Source organism: Nocardioides ginsengisoli (genome assembly GCF_039537225.1).
GTDB classification, from domain to species: domain Bacteria; phylum Actinomycetota; class Actinomycetes; order Propionibacteriales; family Nocardioidaceae; genus Nocardioides; species Nocardioides ginsengisoli.
In genome coordinates this window covers 18,123-34,055 of sequence record NZ_BAABAC010000004.1, presented here as the reverse complement: position 1 = coordinate 34,055, position 15,933 = coordinate 18,123, and the positions used below count along the sequence as shown (strand labels likewise).

Genomic DNA, 15,933 nt, shown 5'->3' with positions numbered 1-15,933 from the left:
GTCGGGGACGCCGAGCTCGGCGTACGGGAGGCTCAGCCCTTGCTCGCCTTGCGCGCCCGGCTGGCGGCCTTGGCGCGCTCGTTCTGGTCGAGGTTGACCTTGCGGATGCGCACGGTCTCGGGCGTGATCTCCACGCACTCGTCCTCGCGGCAGAACTCCAGGCACTGCTCGAGCGAGAGCTTCTTCGGCGGGATGAGCTTCTCGAAGTTGTCGGAGGTGGCGGACCGGATGTTGGTCTGCTGCTTCTCCTTGGTGATGTTGACGTCCATGTCGTCGGCGCGGGAGTTCTCGCCGACGATCATGCCCTCGTAGACCTCCGTGGTCGGCTCGACGAAGAGCACGCCGCGCTCCTGCAGCGACGTCATCGCGTACGCCGTGGCGGCGCCCGAGCGGTCGGCGACGAGCGAGCCCGACTGGCGGCTGCGGATCTCGCCGGCCCACGGGAAGTAGCCCTCGGAGATCGAGTGCGCGATACCGGTGCCGCGGGTCTCGGTGAGGAAGTCGGTGCGGAAGCCGATCAGGCCGCGGGCGGGGACGATGAACTCCATGCGCACCCAGCCGGTGCCGTGGTTGGTCATGCCCTCCATCCGGCCCTTGCGGTTGGCGAGGAGCTCGGTGATGGTGCCGAGGAACTCCTCGGGCGCGTCGATGGTGAGGCGCTCGAAGGGCTCGTGGACCTTGCCGTCGATCTCGCGGGTGACGACCTGCGGCTTGCCGACGGTGAGCTCGTAGCCCTCGCGACGCATCTGCTCGACCAGGATGGCCAGCGCCAGCTCGCCGCGGCCCTGGACCTCCCACGCGTCGGGACGCTCGGTCGGGAGGACGCGGAGCGAGACGTTGCCGATCAGCTCGGAGTCGAGGCGGTCCTTGACCAGGCGGGCGGTGACCTTGTGGCCCTTGCCGCCCTTGCCGACGAGCGGTGAGGTGTTGGTGCCGATGGTCATCGAGATGGCCGGCTCGTCGACGTGGATGAGCGGCAGCGCGACCGGGTTCTCCGGGTCGGCGAGGGTCTCGCCGATGGTGATGTCGGGGATGCCGGCGACGGCGACGATGTCACCGGGGCCGGCGGACTCGCCGGGCTTGCGCTCGAGGCCCTCGGTGACGAGGAGTTCGGTGATCTTGACGTTCTTGACGCCGCCGTCGCGCTGCATCCACGCGACCTGCTGGCCCTTCTTCAGCGTGCCCTGCTTGATACGCAGCAGCGCGAGGCGGCCGAGGAACGGCGAGGCGTCGAGGTTGGTGACGTGGGCCTGGAGCGGCGCGCCCTCGTCGTACTCGGGGGCGGGGATGGTCTCCAGGATGGTGCGGAACAGCGGCTCGAGGCCGTCGCCCTCGGGGAGGGTGCCGTTCTCGGGCTTGACCGTGGAGGCGATGCCGGCCTTGCCGGAGGCGTAGACGACGGGGAAGTCGAGCGCGTCCTGGCTGTGGCTGTCGTCGAGCAGGTCCATGAACAGCTCGTAGGTCTCGTCGACGACCTCGTCGATGCGCGCGTCGCCGCGGTCGGTCTTGTTGACGACCAGGATGACGGGCATGTCGGCGTTGAGCGCCTTGCGCAGCACGAAGCGGGTCTGGGGGAGCGGGCCCTCCGACGCGTCGACGAGGAGCACGATGCCGTCGACCATCGACAGGCCGCGCTCGACCTCGCCACCGAAGTCGGCGTGACCGGGGGTGTCGATGATGTTGATGGTCATCTCGCCGCCGGCGAGCTCCTGCGCGGCCGGGCCCTTGTAGTGGACCGCGGTGTTCTTCGCGAGGATGGTGATGCCCTTCTCGCGCTCGAGGTCACCGGAGTCCATCACGCGCTCGGCGACGGACTCGGCCTGGTGCTCCGTGAAGGCACCCGCCTGACGCAACATGGCGTCGACGAGGGTGGTCTTGCCATGGTCGACGTGGGCCACGATGGCGACGTTGCGGAGGTCGGTGCGACGAGTCTTGGACACGAAGGGACAGCCTATGCCGCGCACGCGCGTGTTACCGCATCGCGCCGTGGGTTCGACGTCCCAGATCCGGGGTGGGGTGGCAGGCGTCACAGGCCGTAGGGGAGACTGCTGCGCATGCAGACCATCGGCCTCGTCGGCGGAATGTCCTGGGAGAGCAGCGCGGCGTACTACGAGGCGCTCAACCGTGGGGTCGAGGACCGCCTCGGCGGCTTCCACTCCGCCACGACGGTGCTGGCGTCGGTCGACTTCGCCGAGGTCACCGAGCTGCAGGAGGCCGAGGACTGGGACGGCGTCGCCGCCATCCTGCGCTCGGCCGCCGAGTCGGTCGAGCGCGCGGGCGCCGACTTCCTGATGCTCTGCACCACGACCTTCCACCGGGTCGCCGAGCAGGTCCAGGACGCCGTCGACATCCCGCTGCTCCACCTCGGCGACGTCGTCGCGGAGGCCTGCAAGGCCGAGGGCGTCGAGACCGTCGCCCTGCTCGGCACCAAGTTCGCGATGTCGCGGACCTTCTTCACCGACCGGATCGCCAGCCACGGCCTCGGCGTCCTGGTCCCCGAGGCGGGCCGCCACGACGAGCTCAACCGGATCATCTACGACGAGCTGGTGCACGGGAAGGTCCTCGACGACTCCCGTCGCTCCGTCGTCGCGATGATCAGCGAGCTGTGGGACGCCGGCGCCGGTGGCGTGATCCTCGGCTGCTCCGAGCTCGAGCTGCTCGTGCGGCAGGCCGACTCCGAGATCCCCGTCTTCCCGTGCACGTCGCTGCACGTGGCGACGGCGCTGGACCGCGCGCTGGCCTGAGGCTGGCTGCTGCTGCAGGAATCCCCGCTTCAGCGGGGATTCCTGCGCTTCCTGCCCGTTGCAACGGGCAGGAAGCGCCAGGAAAGGCCAGGAAGTACGGCGGTCCGTTCGGGTGAGGCGCTGCCGGCAGCCCCGACCAGCCCCGACCAGCCCCCGATCAGTCCCGCTCAGGCCGGGCGCACCAGCCCCCGGCCGTGCAGCTGCGCCACGAACGCCGCCACGTCGGCGCGGCACGCGTCGGCCGCGATGTCGTACTCCGCCGCGACCAGCGCGCACAGCCCGTCCAGGTCGCGCGGCCGGTCGAGGTGGCGCCACAGGGTCGCGGCGACGCCCTTCACGGCGTAGTACTCGCCCTGCTCGACGCCCATCATCACGAACTCGCCGTCCATCTCCACGGCGTCGAGGGCGGGGTCGCGCACCCACCGGCCGGGCTGCTCGTTGTGGTCAGGTCGTCGCATGGTGGTCCTCTCGGGCGGGAGCGGGCTCGGGCGCGTGCTGGAGGTCGTGCAGGATCGCGTCGGCCGACGCCGCGACCGAGTCGACGCCGCGCGGGCGGTCGACCCGGATGAGCCGGGCGCGGGCGGCGAGGGCGGCGCTGCGCGCCAGGTGGGTACGGCGGTGCGGGCCCACGAGCAGCTCGTTGCGGTAGGCGTGCTCGTGGAGCGTGGTGAAGACCGCGGCGCCGGTGAGCCGGGTCAGGCGCAGCGGGCCGTCGTACCGGTCGAGGACGTAGAGCCGACGCACGGGCAGCGGCGGCAGCGCCGGGCGGTCGAGCGGCAGGTGGAACTTGGCGTGCGCGCCGCGCACCGGGCGCAGGTCGTCGCTGGTCCGGCCGATCCGGTCCAGCGCGTCCTGCCAGAGCTTGAGCCGCGGCCAGCCGGGCAGCGCGCGGCCGTCGGCGTCGATCGGCACCACGTCGTCGCTGAGGACGTCGTGCCCGCGGCGGTGCATCTCCGCCGCGAGGGTCGACTTCCCCGCGCCCGAGTGCCCCAGGACGACGGCGCACCCGTCGCCGACGCGGAAGGCGTTGCCATGCAGGACCAGGTGACCGCGCTGCAGCATCAGCGCGCCGAAGACGGTCCCGAGCAGGAACAGCCGGACCTCGTCCGGTGTCGCGTCCGGCAGCGCGTCGACGGTGATCCGGGCGCCGCCCTCGGCGCAGAACCGGCCGACCCCGGGTACGTCGACGCCGACCCGGTCCGGCTCGAGCCAGAGCCCGTGGGGGAGCGTCTGCGCGTCGGGTGACGGCGGCGCGACCGGCCCCCGCCGTACGACGACGTCGGGTCGCGCGTGCGGGAGCTCCAGGTCGTCCCGGACGACCTCGGCGCCGAGGTCGGGCAGCGGCAGTGCGCTGTCGATGAGGAGTCCGTATCCCGCGTACATGAGGGTCCAGGGGCTAGGGGCGGGGCGCCCAGGCGAAGCTGCCGACGCCGGTCCAGGACTCGCGGCTGCCGCCGGTGACGGTGACCTCGTCGGCCGTCACCCAGACGTGGGCGCGCAGGGCGCCGGCGCCGTCGCGGCGCAGGCCGAAGGTGACCACGTGCGGGACGCGGGCCCGGCGCAGCAGCAGCCGGGCGGTGAGCGCCTGCGGGAAGCATTCCGAGCGCCAGGGCGTCCGGGTGGCCGCGGTCCGCACCGCCCAGCCGATCTTGCGGGCGCGGATCAGGTCGCGGGGACGCAGCTGCGGCGGGACCGGGCTCGCGCCGGGCCCCGCCGGTGATCGCTGCTCGCCGAGCAGGTGGCGGACCACCCGGAACGGCAGGGCGAGCGTCAGCAGCCGGGTGACCCCGAGGAGGAGCCAGGCCGCGACGACCGCCAGGCGAGTGGCTGCGGTCAGCTGCCGAGCCCGAGGTGGACGTCGACGTCGACGTCGATGTCCTGCGTGGCGTGCAGGCTGAGGGACTCGAGGACGGGAGGGGTGTAGGTCTTCATCTGCGACTCCGTAGGTCGATGGGAGGTCAACCCGAGATGGCCGTGCTGACCAGTTGAACGGCACACCCGCCGTCGCGGTACGGCTGCCGCCGGCGTTGGGTGGAAGATTTTGCTTTGCACCCGGATCGGCGGTTCCCGATGTGGCCACACCGGGGGCGTGCCACGCTCGCCCCGTGACCGCCGTCCCCGACGCCCTGGGACTCGTCGCCACCCTCGCCCGGACCGCCCTCGACGCCGAGGAGGGCCTGCCCGTCGGGCCCGTCCCGCTCGACGGCGTCGATCTGGGTGGGCTGTTCGAGGTCGCCCAGCGGCACCGCGTCCAGCCCCTGCTGCGGACCCATGCCGACGTCCTCGGCCTGCCCGAGGAGCTGACCGGGCGCCTCGACGCGTGGCACGCGATGGCCCGCCGGCGGACCCTGCTGCAGTCGCTGGAGACGGTGCGCGCCTGGGAGCTGCTCGACCGTGCCGGCGTCGGCGTCCTCGCGGTGAAGGGGCAGCCGCTCGCCGTCCAGACCGCGGGGCGGGCCGACGCGCGCGGCCCCGGCGACGTCGACCTGCTCGTCGACCCGGACCAGCTGGTCGAGGCCCACCGGCTGCTCACCGCCGCCGGCTGGCGCCCGCGCGAGGGCGGGCAGGTCGAGCCGGGGACCTGGGCCTGGCGCCACCTCACCCGCTGGGGCAATGCGCTGACCTATGCCGGCGAGGCTGCCGACGTCGACCTGCACTGGCGGCTCGACCGGATGCCCGACGCCCATCCGCCCTTCGGCGTGCTGCGCGCGCGGAGCGAGCGGGTGACGCTCGGGACGTCGTCCGTCGCCACCCTGAGCCGGTACGACGCGCTGCGCCACCTGGCCACCCACCGGGAGGGCTGGATCTGGCTGCGGACCCTCGTCGACCTGCGCCGGCTGGCGCGTGCCGAGGCTGCCCTCGACGGCCCGCTCCGCCCCGCCGCCGCGCTCTCGCTCGCCCTCGCTCGGGCGACGGTCGGGCTGCCCGCGACGGTGCCGGTCGACGTCCACCGACGCCTCGACGACACGCCCGCGCCGCTCCTGGAGCGGGTCGTGCGGCTCCACGCGGACGGCGTGCCGACCGCGCACACCGCTGCGTACGGCGGGCGCGACGTCCGCGGCCGCCTCGGCGAGATCAGCTCGATGACCGACCTGCGGCACGCCGCCGTCGAGCTGGTGCTCCCGGCGGGCGTGGTGTTGCCGGTCCGCGCACGCACCGCGTGGACGGGCGTGCCGCGGGCGCTGGGCCTGCGGGCCGCGGACCTGTCGCGCAAGCTCAGACGCGATGGACCTTGTGCGCCGCCGCCTGAGCCCGCGGCTTGATGACCAGCTCGTCGATGTTGACGTGCGGCGGCCGGGTCGCGACCCAGGTGATCGCGTCGGCCACGTCGTCGGCCACCAGCGGCTCGGCGACGCCCGCGTAGACCGCGTCGGCGCGCTCCTGGTCGCCGCCGAAGCGCACGAGCGCGAACTCGTCGGTGCGGACCATCCCCGGCGCCACCTCGCATACCCGGACCGGCTGGTCGTAGAGCTCGAGCCGCAGCGTCTCGGTGACCACCTTGGTGCCGTGCTTGGCGGCGGTGTAGCCGGCGCCGCCCTCGTAGGCGATCCGGCCGGCGGTCGAGCCGACGTTGACGATGATCCCGGCGCCGCTCGCGACCAGTGCCGGGAGCAGGGCCTTGGTCACCCGCATCAGGCCGAGGACGTTGACGTCGTACATCCGGCGCCACTCGTCGGCGTCGGCCTGCGCGACAGGAGAGAGACCGAAGGCGCCGCCCGCGTTGTTGACCAGGACGTCGAGCCGCGGGCCGACCGCTGCGGCCAGCGCGGCCACGGACTCCGCCGAGGTGACGTCGCAGACGACCGCACGGCCGCCGATCTCGGCGGCGAGCGCCTCGATCCGGTCGGCCCGGCGCGCCGCGCAGACCACCTCGAAGCCCTCGCGCGCGAGGTGGCGGGCGGTGGCGGCGCCGATGCCGCTGGAGGCGCCGGTGACGACGGCGGTGCGGGTGCTCATGTCCACATTCTGGCCGCTCGGGAATGCCGGGCACACTGGGAGGGTTGTCCGTTCGGCCCGCGGTGTCGTTCGGGGAGCCGAGACAGCGAGAAGAGCAGGAGGTGGCATGGCAGAGTCCGCGATCGGTCGCGTCGCGATGATCAGCCTGCACACCTCCCCGCTCGACCAGCCGGGCACCGGTGACGCGGGCGGCATGAACGTCTACGTGATCGAGCTGGCCCGCCGCCTCGCCGACTGCGGCATCGCGGTCGACATCTTCACCCGCGCCACCAGCTCGCGGCTCGACCCGGTTGTCGACGTCCGCGACGGCGTGACCGTGCACAACGTCCACGCCGGGCCGTTCGAGGGGCTGACCAAGACCGAGCTGCCGGGTCAGCTCTGTGTCTTCGCCCGCGACGTGCTCCGCGCCGAGGCGCAGCAGCCGCCGGGCCACTACGACGTCGTCCACTCCCACTACTGGCTCTCCGGCCAGGTCGGCGCGCTCGCCCGTGACCGGTGGGGCGTGCCGCTGGTCCACTCGATGCACACGATGGCGAAGGTCAAGAACGAGGCGCTCGCCGCGGGCGACGCCCCCGAGCCGGCCGCGCGCGTGATCGGCGAGGAGCAGGTCGTCCAGGCGGCCGACGTCCTCATCGCCAACACCGACCTCGAGGCCAAGCAGCTCATCAACCTCTACGACGCCGACCCCGGCCGGGTCGAGGTCGTGCACCCCGGCGTCGACACCCACGTCTTCCGGGCGCTCGACGCCGACGAGCGGGCCCGCGCCCGCCGCGAGCGCGACCTGCCCGCCGACGCGCTGGTGCTGCTGTTCGCCGGCCGGATCCAGCCGCTCAAGGCCCCCGACGTGCTGCTGCGCGCGGTCGCCGAGCTGCTCTACCGCCGTCCCGACCTGCGCTCGCGGCTCGTCGTCCCCATCGTCGGTGGCCCCTCGGGCAGCGGACTCGAGCGGCCCACGGCCCTCGCCAACCTCGCCGCCGAGCTGCACATCGACGACGTGGTCCGGTTCGTGCCGCCGGTGCCGCAGCACGAGCTCGCACGCTGGTACGCCGCCGCCACGCTCGTCGCCGTCCCCTCCTACAACGAGTCCTTCGGCCTGGTCGCCGCCGAGGCCCAGGCCGCCGGCGCCCCCGTCGTCGCGGCTGCCGTCGGCGGGCTCACGACGGTCGTGCGCGACGGCCGCAGCGGCCTCCTCGTCGACACCCACGAGCCCCACGACTGGGCGGTCGCGCTGGAGCGGGTCGTCGCCGACGCCGACTTCCGCGACCGGCTGGCCGCGGGCGCGCTGGTCCAGGCGCGGGAGTTCTCCTGGGAGGCGACCGCCGCCCAGACCGTGGCCGTCTACGAGCGGGCGCACGCCCTGATGCGCCGGGAAGCGAGCAGGATCGGATGACGGGTCCGGCGGACGTCGTACGGGACTATCTCGAAGCCAACGAGATCGACTTCGAGGAGAGCGAGGAGGGCACCTTCAGCTTCTCGCTGCCCGGCGAGAAGAAGCTGCAGACCCCCGTCCGGCTCGACCTCGGGCCGCACGCGCTCGGTGTCCACGCCTTCGTGTGCCGTCGCCCCGACGAGGAGTTCGAGCGGGTCTACCGCTGGCTGCTCGAGCGGAACATGAGGATGTACGCCGTCGCCTTCGGCATCGACCACCACGGCGACATCTACCTCGACGCCCGCCTGCCGCTCTCGTCGGTCACCCCGGACGACCTCGACCGGCTGCTCGGCTCGGTGCTCAGCTATGCCGACGACGCCTTCAACACCATCCTCGAGCTCGGCTTCGAGTCGTCCATCCGCAAGGAGTGGGCGTGGCGGATCGAGCGCGGCGAGTCGACCGCCAACCTCGAGGCCTTCCGCGGCTGGCTCGAGGCCGACCCCTCCTAGGCCACCCCTACGGGCGCGCCTTGACCTTGGCCGGCGCGCTCCACGCGCCCCGGCCCGCCTTCGACGTCGCCGCGACCTTGCACGAGTACGCCGTGCCGCGGTGCAGGCCCTTGACGACCACCGTGGCCGAGGTCGCCGTACCGGTGGCGCGGACGACCTTGCCGTGCTTCGGCGTACAGGTCGCGAGGTAGCCGGTCACCTTCGCGCCCCGCGGCGTCGCGATCGTGTGCGCCAGCTTGGCCTTGGTGGCGGAGACCCGCTTGGCGCGGGTGATCGTCGGGCGGGTCGGGGTGATGTGGGCGGCCGCGACCCTGAGCTTCTTGAGGGAGAAGGTGAAGCCCGACGCCTCGATGAAGAAGCCGCCGCCGTCGGGGTCGTGCCAGGTCGTGAACGCGCCGCCGCCGGTGCCGCCGTTGATGGTGCCGCTGAGGCTGCCTGGCGTGAGGGTCTCGGGGTTGGGGATGCCCATGTCGGTGCGCATCTGGGCGTAGGAGAGGCGGAACCGGATGTCGCCCACGACCGGCGTGGTGGCGTCGGCGTGGAGGTGCGGCGCCACGACCTCGGTGGTCAGGGCGTGGGAGCCGTCGGGCTGCTCGTCGAAGAAGATGCCGTTGTAGGCGGCGTCGGTGCCGACGTACATGCCGAGGGTCGACTCGGTCGGGTCGTCGAAGTCGGCGATGTCGGCGTCGAAGACCACGTCGTCGCTGGTCGCGGTCGAGGGGCAGGGCCACGGCCAGGCGGCGGCGGAGTCGCAGCCGTTGGCCCAGGTCACCGGTGTGCCGTGGATCCGCATCCGGTGGCCGCCGTCGGGGCCGGTCCACGCGTCGACGTCGTCGAGACCCATCCGGCCGAACATCCGCTGCGGGTCGAAGGCGGTGCCGCCGTCGACCACGACGTCGACGACGTCGGTCGTCGCCAGCGGGAGGGTGACGGCGAAGCCCAGCTGATGCCAGCCGCCCTCGTCGGTGGGGCCGCTCACGTAGGCGCCCGTCGTCTTGACGACGCCGTTGACCGTGAGCGACTCGATGCAGGGGGTCGGGACGGCCGGGCCGCAGAACGGCCCGTCCGAGGCCTCGGCGGGCGAGCTGGAGCCGGCGACCGCTGCCACCGACGAGGCGAGCAGCGCGAACGAGGCGAGAGTGGCGCGACGCATGGGACAACTCTCCGGCCACCGGGGCCCGCGGTGTCGGCGCCACGCCCTAGCGTCGCGTCCATGACGACCACCGCCGAGAAGCGCGCCGCCTTCCGAGCCCTCCACGAGCGCGGCTGCTTCCTGCTGCCCAACCCCTGGGACCGCGGCTCGGCCCGCTATCTCGAGCGCCTCGGCTTCGCCGCGCTGGCGACCACCAGCTCCGGCGCCGCATGGAGCCGTGGCCGGCCCGACGGCTCGGCGACGCGCGACGAGGCGCTCGCCCATCTCGCCGACATCGTGGGCGCGACGGACCTGCCGGTCAACGCCGACTTCGAGGCCGGCTACGGCGCGACGCCCGACGACGTCGCGGTCAGCGTCGGCCTCGCGGTCGAGACGGGGGTGGCCGGCCTGTCCGTCGAGGACGCCGTCGACGGCGCGATCCTCGACCTCCCCGCCGCGGTCGAGCGGCTCACGGCCGCGCGGGAGGCGATCGACGGTAGCGGCCACGACGTCCTGCTGGTGGGGCGGGCCGAGGGATTCATCGCGGGCCGCCCCGACCTCGACGACGTGATCGAGCGGTTGCGGGCGTACGCCGCGGCGGGCGCCGACTGCCTCTACGCGCCGGGCGTCGCCGACCCGCGCCAGATCGCTGCGATCGTCGCGGCCGTGGCGCCCAAGCCCGTCAACCTGCTCATCGGCGGCACGAGCGATCTCACCCTCGCCGACGCCGAAGCCCTCGGCGTGAGGCGGGTCAGCGTCGGCGGCGCGCTTGCCCGCTCCGCGTGGGGCGGCTTCCAGCGCGCGGCCGCGGGACTGGTCGAGGGGCGCTTCGACGGGTTCGCCGACGCCGCGCGCGGCGACGAGCTCAACGCCCTGCTCAGCGCGCCGCGGCTGCGTTGAGCCGCGCCGCCTGGCGGGTCAGGTGGTCGCGCTCCGCGGTGTTGGTGGCCCGGCCGGCGGCGACCGCATAGAGGCGGGCGGCGACGGCGAGATCGCCGGCCCGCTCGTGCAGCCACGCGGCGACCGCGTCGCGGCGGGGGAGGTCGGCGGGGAGGCCGTCGAGGATCCGCAGCGCGGCGAGCGGTCCGTCGACCTCGCCGACGGCGACAGCCCGGTTGAGCGCGACGAGCGGGCTGGGGGCGAGGCGGAGCAGCTCGTCGTACCACTCCAGGATCTGCGTCCAGTCCGTCTCCTCGGCGCGCGCGGCGTCGTCGTGGAGGGCGGCGATGGCGGCCTGGGCCTGGTACTCGCCGAGCCGGTCGCGGCTCAGCGCGTCCTGCAGGATGTCGACCGCCTCGGCGATCATCGTCGTGTCCCACAGCGAACGGTCCTGCTCGGCGAGCGGCACCACCCCGCCCGACGCCGTACGACGGGCCCGCCGGCGTGCGTGGTGCAGCAGCATCAGCGCCAGCAGGCCCGCGACCTCCGGGTCGTCGCTGGTGGCGGCGAGCTGGCGGGTGAGCCGGATCGCCTCCTCGGCGAGGTCGACGGAGCCGGTGAAGCCCTCGTTGAAGATCAGGTAGAGCACGCGCAGCACCGCCCCGACCTCGCCCGGGGTGTCGAACGACTGCCCCGACACCGTCTTCTTGGCCCGCGAGATCCGCTGGCCCATCGTCGCCTCCGGCACCAGGAAGGCCTCCGCGATCTGGGCGGTGGTCAGCCCGCCGACCGCGCGCAGGGTGAGCGCGATCGCGGACGCCGACGTCAGCGCCGGGTGGCAGCACCGGCTGAGCAGGAGCAGGGCGTCGTCGTCCTGCTCGGTGGGGCCGGGCTCCGGCTCGAGGTGGACCTTGAGCTCGCGCCGCTCGCGGGCGGTCGTCGAGCGCACCTCGTCGATGAGCTTGCGCCCGGCGACCTTGACCAGCCAGCCCCGCGGCTCGGCCGGCGTCCCGTCCTCCGGCCAGTGCCGCCAGGCCTCCAGCAGCGCCTCCTGGACGGCGTCCTCGGCCGCCGCGAAGTCGCCTCCGCGGCGGACGAGGATGCCCAGGACCTGCGGCGTCAGCGTGCGCAGGAGGTCCTCCAACGCCGGCGCGTCGCCCACCTCGCGGCCCACGGCGGCGCTCACTCGGTGACGGTGGGCGTCTCGCCGTAGAACGGCCGGACCTCGATCCACTCGTGGATCGGCTTGCCGTCCTTGCCCGGCGCCGACGACAGCCTGGCCGCGGCCTCGTAGGCGCGCTCCTGCGAGTCGACGTCGATCACCATCCAGCCGGCGATCAGGTCCTTGGTCTCCGCGAACGGGCCGTCGGTGACCGGCGGCCGGCCCTCGCCGTCGTACCGGACGAACGTGCCCTCGGGCGCCAGCGCCTGCGCGTCGACGAACTCACCGCGCTCGCGGAGCTCGTCGGCGACCTGCTCCATGAACGCGATGTGGGCGGTGACGTCGTCGGGCGACCACTGGTCCATGGGCACCATGTCGTCCTGGGCGATCGCGTGGTCGCTGCGGTAGTGCTTGAGCAGAAGGTACTTCGCCATGATGTTCTCCTTGGGTCCGAGACGGCCATCTTGCCGCCTACACCCCTGGGACGGAGCCACTCTCACGGCTTCGACATCCTGGTCGAGAAAATCTTCGACGTGATTGTCGGTGGTCGACCCTAGGCTTGCTCCGTGACGAACCGCGGATGGTCCCTCTTCCTCGCCATGTGCCTGATCTGGGGGCTTCCCTACCTGTTCATCCGGATCGCGGTCGAGCACGTCTCCCCGGCCGAGCTGGTCTTCCTCCGTACGGCGTTCGCCTCGCTGGTGCTGCTCCCGCTGGCGCTGCTGCGGCGCGAGGTCGGGCCGGTGCTGGCGCGCTGGCAGCCGCTGGTGCTGTTCGCGGTCATCGAGATCATGATCCCGTGGGTCCTGCTCGGCCACGCCGAGCAGCGGATCAGCTCCTCGCTGGCCGGCCTGCTGGTCGCGGCAGTGCCGCTGTTCGGGGCGCTGGCCTTCCTCGTCACCTCGCACGCCGAGCGGTTCAGCACCGCCCAGCTCGGCGGCCTGGTCCTCGGCTTCGCCGGCGTGGCCTGCCTGGTCGGGCTCGACATCGGACACATCGACATGCTCGCCGTGGCCGAGATGCTCGGCGTCGCGGTCTGCTACGCCGCCGGCCCGCTGGTGCTGGCGCGGTGGTTCGCCGATGTCTCGGGGCTCGGCGTGATGGCCTGCGCGCTGAGCCTGACGGCGCTGGTCTACGCGCCCTTCGGGCTGGCCCACCCGCCCACCGACCTGCCGGCGAAGGCGTGGCTGAGCGTCGCCGTCCTGGCACTGGTGTGCACCGCGCTGGCGTTCGTGATCTTCCTCGAGCTGATCAAGGTCGCCGGCCCGACCCGGTCGACGATCATCACCTACGTCAACCCGGCCGTGGCGATCTCGCTCGGCGTGCTGCTGCTCGACGAGAAGATCACCACCGGCATGCTGGTCGGCTTCCCGCTGATCCTGGTCGGCTGCGTGATCGCGGCCGGCGGGCGCAGCGCGACCGTCGCGACCACCGAGCCGGCCGCGGAGTGCGCGCTCGCCGAGGCCGATCCCGAGACCGGCCCGGCGGCTCAGACCTCGAGCTTGTAGCCCAGGCCCCGCACGGTCACCAGGTACTTCGGCTCGCTCGGCTCGGGCTCGAGCTTGGCGCGCAGCCGCTTGACGTGGACGTCGAGCGTCTTGGTGTCGCCGACGTAGTCGGAGCCCCAGACCCGGTCGATCAGCTGACCGCGGGTGAGCACCCGGCCCGGGTTGCGCAGGAACATCTCGAGCAGCTCGAACTCCTTGAGCGGCAGCCGCTGCTCGACGCCGTCGACGGTGACGACGTGGCGCTCGACGTCCATCCGGACCGGGCCGGCCTCGAGCGTGTCGGGCAGCAGCTCGTCGCCGAGGCCGCGGCGCAGCACGGCGCGGATCCGGGCGACCAGCTCGCGGGGGGAGTAGGGCTTGGTGACGTAGTCGTCGGCGCCGAGCTCGAGCCCGACCACCTTGTCGACCTCGTCGTCCTTGGCGCTCACCATGATCACCGGGACGTTCGAGGTCTGCCGGATCGTGCGGCAGACCTCGGTGCCGGGGATGCCGGGGAGCATCAGGTCGAGCAGCACGATGTCGGCGCCGTTGCGGTCGAACTCCTTGAGCGCCTCGTTGCCGTCGGCCGCGATCGCCACCTCGAACCCCTCCTTGCGGAGCAGGTAGGCGAGGGCGTCGCTGTAGCTCTCCTCGTCTTCGACGACAAGCACGCGAGTCATGGGAGGTCCTCCTGGTCGTTCCTGCGCCCGCCCGGGACGTCCGGGCCGGTCGCGATCGGGGCGAGCCGCAGGTACGGCGCGTCCTCGTCGTGGTTCGGATGTTGCGGCAGGGACAGCGTGAACGTCGACCCCTGGCCCTCCACGGACCAGACCCGCACCTCGCCGCCGTGGGTGGCGGCGACGTGCTTGACGATCGACAGGCCGAGCCCGGTGCCGCCGGTGGAGCGGTGCCGCGCCGGGTCGACCCGGTAGAAGCGCTCGAAGATCCGCTCGACCTCGGCCTCGGGGATGCCGATGCCCTGGTCGATCACGGAGATCTCGATGGTGTGGCCGGCGCGCTTGCGGGTGACGACGACCCGCGAGCCCGGCTCGGAGTAGGCGACCGCGTTGGCGACCAGGTTGGAGACCGCGGCGCTGACCTGCTTGTCGCTGCCGAGGACCTTGAGGCCCTCCTCGCCCTCGGCGAAGACCTGGATGTCCTTGGCGTTGGCGGTCATGCTCACGAAGTCGACCGCCGAGGCGACCACGTCGTCGATCGACACCGGCACCGGCGACTCGAGCGGCTCGTCGCCCTGCAGGCGGGAGAGCTCGATGATCTGCTGGATGAGGCGGGAGAGCCGGTCGCTCTCGGTGAGCATCCGCGACGCGAAGCGGTAGACCGCCTCGGGGTCGTCGGACGCGTCCTGGACCGCCTCCGCGAGCAGCCGGATCGCCCCGACCGGCGTCTTCAGCTCGTGGCTGACGTTGGCGACGAAGTCGCGTCGTACGGCGTCGACCTGGCGCTCCTTGGTGCGGTCCTCGACCAGTGCCAGCACCAGCCGCGAGCCCAGGGGCGCGACGCGGGCGGTGACATGGCGCGGGGTGCCGGTCGCGCGGGGGACGATCAGCTCGGTCTCGCGGATCTGCCCGTCGCGGCGGACCTGGCGGATCAGGGCGGCGAGCTCGTCGGAGAGCAGCGTGGTGCCGCGCACGAAGCCCATCGCGTACGCCGGCGCGGACGCCTTGACGACCGCCTCGGACTCGTCGACCACGACCGCGCTGCTGCGCAGCACCGAGAGCACCGCGGCCACGCCGTCGGGCAGCTGCGGCTCCTCGGGCGCCTGGTAGCGGGTCTGCTGGCGATCACTGAGGTGCCAGGCGAGCATCGCGCCCGCCGCCACCAGGGCGCCGAGCAGCGCAGCCAGGAAGGCTTGCGTCGTCGGGTCCACGCTGCGATCGTACGGCGATACGCGGGTGCGGCTCAGAATCGTCGGACCTGTGCTTCGCGATGTTCACCCTGCGTTCACCGCAGGCCGCTTGAAGGACACCTTGGCTGCCTAGGCTGGCGCGCATGCGTGATGCCTACACCGACCAGCTCGACGCGATCTTCGACGACCTCGCGGCGATCAGCCGTCGGGTCCAGTCCGCCGTCACCGAGGCCACCGAGGCCCTGATGACCGGCGACGCCTCCATCGCGGAGCAGGTCATCAGCGACGACGCCGTCATCGATCAGGCCCGCGAGCAGGTCGAGGAGCGCGCCTTCGAGCTGCTGTCCCTCCAGGCCCCGGTCGCCGGCGACCTGCGCACCGTCGTCGCGGCGCTGCGGATGGTCGCCGAGCTCGAGCGGATGGGTGACCTGTCCGTCCACGTCGCCAAGATCGCGCGCCTGCGGGTGCCCGAGGTCGCGGTGCCCGAGGAGGTCCGCCCGACCCTGCAGCGGATGGCCACCGTCGCCGAGGACATGGTCGCCCGGGTCACCGACGTGATCGCCGGCCGCGACGTCGAGGCCGCGATCGCGCTGGGCCGCGACGACGAGGAGATGGACCAGCTGCGCCGCACCAGCTTCACCGAACTGCTCTCCGGCGAGTGGGACCACGGGGTCGAGGCGGCCGTCGACATCGCGCTGCTGGGCCGCTACTACGAGCGGATCGCCGACCACGCGGTGTCGATCGCCAACCGCGTCATCTTCGTGGTCACCGGTCACAACCCGGCGTCGGTCGCCTGAGGCCCGTCGTACCGGACGAATCGGACAGGT

At 72.9% G+C, this 15,933-nt stretch carries 17 protein-coding genes; 7 read left to right on the top strand and 10 right to left on the bottom strand.

Going from position 1 to position 15,933, the window contains the following annotated elements:
* Positions 1 to 32: 32 nt before the first annotated feature.
* A complete protein-coding gene (gene typA / locus AB4880_RS01315; protein ID WP_367917392.1) occupies positions 33 to 1,940 on the bottom strand; it encodes a translational GTPase TypA in 1,908 nt (635 codons plus the stop codon).
* Positions 1,941 to 2,054: 114 nt separating this feature from the next.
* On the opposite strand from typA, the gene AB4880_RS01310 reads away from it, so the two are divergent.
* Positions 2,055 to 2,744, top strand: coding sequence for an aspartate/glutamate racemase family protein (locus tag AB4880_RS01310; protein ID WP_367917391.1), 690 nt, complete (start codon positions 2,055 to 2,057; stop codon positions 2,742 to 2,744).
* 167 nt (positions 2,745 to 2,911) lie between these two features.
* Here AB4880_RS01310 and AB4880_RS01305 read toward each other — a convergent pair whose 3' ends face one another.
* The 3 genes from AB4880_RS01305 to AB4880_RS01295 are packed head-to-tail and all read right to left on the bottom strand — an operon-like array spanning position 2,912 to position 4,563.
* Positions 2,912 to 3,202, bottom strand: a complete 291-nt coding sequence (locus AB4880_RS01305; protein ID WP_367917390.1) for a PqqD family protein — start codon at positions 3,200 to 3,202, stop codon at positions 2,912 to 2,914.
* Positions 3,189 to 4,127 (bottom strand): phosphoenolpyruvate carboxykinase (ATP), encoded by a 939-nt coding sequence (locus AB4880_RS01300; RefSeq protein ID WP_367917389.1) that lies wholly within the window; start codon positions 4,125 to 4,127, stop codon positions 3,189 to 3,191. Before AB4880_RS01300 ends, AB4880_RS01305 begins: the two co-directional genes overlap by 14 nt.
* 13 nt (positions 4,128 to 4,140) lie before the next feature.
* Positions 4,141 to 4,563 (bottom strand): lasso peptide biosynthesis B2 protein, encoded by a 423-nt coding sequence (locus tag AB4880_RS01295; protein ID WP_367917450.1) that lies wholly within the window; start codon positions 4,561 to 4,563, stop codon positions 4,141 to 4,143.
* Positions 4,564 to 4,849: 286 nt separating this feature from the next.
* Here AB4880_RS01295 and AB4880_RS01290 point away from each other — a divergent pair, with 286 nt between their 5' ends.
* The gene (locus AB4880_RS01290; protein WP_367917388.1) at positions 4,850 to 6,007 is read left to right on the top strand and encodes a nucleotidyltransferase family protein; all 1,158 of its coding nucleotides are present in this window, start codon (positions 4,850 to 4,852) and stop codon (positions 6,005 to 6,007) included.
* Here the strand turns inward: AB4880_RS01290 and AB4880_RS01285 are convergent.
* Positions 5,961 to 6,701, bottom strand: coding sequence for an SDR family NAD(P)-dependent oxidoreductase (locus AB4880_RS01285; RefSeq protein WP_367917387.1), 741 nt, complete (start codon positions 6,699 to 6,701; stop codon positions 5,961 to 5,963). The genes AB4880_RS01290 and AB4880_RS01285 overlap by 47 nt on opposite strands.
* A 106-nt stretch (positions 6,702 to 6,807) precedes the next feature.
* On the opposite strand from AB4880_RS01285, the gene mshA reads away from it, so the two are divergent.
* Together mshA and AB4880_RS01275 are read left to right on the top strand one after the other, a co-directional pair.
* Positions 6,808 to 8,091 carry a D-inositol-3-phosphate glycosyltransferase gene (gene mshA / locus AB4880_RS01280; RefSeq protein WP_367917386.1) on the top strand — a complete coding sequence of 428 codons (1,284 nt, stop codon included), beginning with the start codon at positions 6,808 to 6,810 and terminating at the stop codon, positions 8,089 to 8,091.
* Complete coding sequence (locus tag AB4880_RS01275) at positions 8,088 to 8,579, top strand: type III secretion system chaperone family protein (protein WP_367917385.1); 492 nt, start codon at positions 8,088 to 8,090, stop codon at positions 8,577 to 8,579. The genes mshA and AB4880_RS01275 overlap by 4 nt, the downstream gene beginning before the upstream one ends.
* Before the next feature lie 7 nt (positions 8,580 to 8,586).
* Here AB4880_RS01275 and AB4880_RS01270 read toward each other — a convergent pair whose 3' ends face one another.
* Complete coding sequence (locus AB4880_RS01270; RefSeq protein WP_367917384.1) at positions 8,587 to 9,732, bottom strand: fibronectin type III domain-containing protein; 1,146 nt, start codon at positions 9,730 to 9,732, stop codon at positions 8,587 to 8,589.
* A 60-nt stretch (positions 9,733 to 9,792) separates the two neighbouring features.
* Here AB4880_RS01270 and AB4880_RS01265 point away from each other — a divergent pair, with 60 nt between their 5' ends.
* Positions 9,793 to 10,611: an isocitrate lyase/PEP mutase family protein gene (locus tag AB4880_RS01265; protein ID WP_367917383.1), complete on the top strand. Its 819-nt coding sequence runs from the start codon at positions 9,793 to 9,795 to the stop codon at positions 10,609 to 10,611.
* On the opposite strand, the gene AB4880_RS01260 is transcribed toward AB4880_RS01265, so the two are convergent.
* Complete coding sequence (locus tag AB4880_RS01260; protein ID WP_367917382.1) at positions 10,589 to 11,776, bottom strand: RNA polymerase sigma factor; 1,188 nt, start codon at positions 11,774 to 11,776, stop codon at positions 10,589 to 10,591. The genes AB4880_RS01265 and AB4880_RS01260 overlap by 23 nt on opposite strands.
* Entirely contained in the window at positions 11,773 to 12,186 is a 414-nt protein-coding gene (locus AB4880_RS01255; protein WP_367917381.1) for a YciI family protein, read from the bottom strand. The genes AB4880_RS01260 and AB4880_RS01255 overlap by 4 nt, the downstream gene beginning before the upstream one ends.
* 132 nt (positions 12,187 to 12,318) lie before the next feature.
* On the opposite strand from AB4880_RS01255, the gene AB4880_RS01250 reads away from it, so the two are divergent.
* Positions 12,319 to 13,260 (top strand): DMT family transporter, encoded by a 942-nt coding sequence (locus AB4880_RS01250; RefSeq protein ID WP_367917380.1) that lies wholly within the window; start codon positions 12,319 to 12,321, stop codon positions 13,258 to 13,260.
* On the opposite strand, the gene AB4880_RS01245 is transcribed toward AB4880_RS01250, so the two are convergent.
* Together AB4880_RS01245 and AB4880_RS01240 are read right to left on the bottom strand one after the other, a co-directional pair.
* Positions 13,242 to 13,919 carry a response regulator gene (locus AB4880_RS01245; RefSeq protein ID WP_056896455.1) on the bottom strand — a complete coding sequence of 226 codons (678 nt, stop codon included), beginning with the start codon at positions 13,917 to 13,919 and terminating at the stop codon, positions 13,242 to 13,244. The genes AB4880_RS01250 and AB4880_RS01245 overlap by 19 nt on opposite strands.
* Positions 13,916 to 15,127, bottom strand: coding sequence for a sensor histidine kinase (locus tag AB4880_RS01240; RefSeq protein ID WP_367917379.1), 1,212 nt, complete (start codon positions 15,125 to 15,127; stop codon positions 13,916 to 13,918). The genes AB4880_RS01245 and AB4880_RS01240 overlap by 4 nt, the downstream gene beginning before the upstream one ends.
* Positions 15,128 to 15,249: 122 nt before the next feature.
* On the opposite strand from AB4880_RS01240, the gene phoU reads away from it, so the two are divergent.
* The gene (gene phoU, locus AB4880_RS01235; protein ID WP_367917378.1) at positions 15,250 to 15,903 is read left to right on the top strand and encodes a phosphate signaling complex protein PhoU; all 654 of its coding nucleotides are present in this window, start codon (positions 15,250 to 15,252) and stop codon (positions 15,901 to 15,903) included.
* Positions 15,904 to 15,933 lie beyond the last annotated feature (30 nt).

What these genes read in the sequence shown, in the direction of transcription:
- AB4880_RS01310 (WP_367917391.1), top strand. Translation starts at nt 2,055, where the DNA reads ATGCAGACCATCGGCCTCGTCGGCGGAATGTCCTGGGAGAGCAGCGCG.
- AB4880_RS01305 (WP_367917390.1), bottom strand. Translation starts at nt 3,202, where the DNA reads ATGCGACGACCTGACCACAACGAGCAGCCCGGCCGGTGGGTGCGCGAC.
- AB4880_RS01300 (WP_367917389.1), bottom strand. Translation starts at nt 4,127, where the DNA reads ATGTACGCGGGATACGGACTCCTCATCGACAGCGCACTGCCGCTGCCC.
- AB4880_RS01285 (WP_367917387.1), bottom strand. Translation starts at nt 6,701, where the DNA reads ATGAGCACCCGCACCGCCGTCGTCACCGGCGCCTCCAGCGGCATCGGC.
- mshA (WP_367917386.1), top strand. Translation starts at nt 6,808, where the DNA reads ATGGCAGAGTCCGCGATCGGTCGCGTCGCGATGATCAGCCTGCACACC.
- AB4880_RS01275 (WP_367917385.1), top strand. Translation starts at nt 8,088, where the DNA reads ATGACGGGTCCGGCGGACGTCGTACGGGACTATCTCGAAGCCAACGAG.
- AB4880_RS01270 (WP_367917384.1), bottom strand. Translation starts at nt 9,732, where the DNA reads ATGCGTCGCGCCACTCTCGCCTCGTTCGCGCTGCTCGCCTCGTCGGTG.
- AB4880_RS01265 (WP_367917383.1), top strand. Translation starts at nt 9,793, where the DNA reads ATGACGACCACCGCCGAGAAGCGCGCCGCCTTCCGAGCCCTCCACGAG.
- AB4880_RS01255 (WP_367917381.1), bottom strand. Translation starts at nt 12,186, where the DNA reads ATGGCGAAGTACCTTCTGCTCAAGCACTACCGCAGCGACCACGCGATC.
- AB4880_RS01245 (WP_056896455.1), bottom strand. Translation starts at nt 13,919, where the DNA reads ATGACTCGCGTGCTTGTCGTCGAAGACGAGGAGAGCTACAGCGACGCC.
- phoU (WP_367917378.1), top strand. Translation starts at nt 15,250, where the DNA reads ATGCGTGATGCCTACACCGACCAGCTCGACGCGATCTTCGACGACCTC.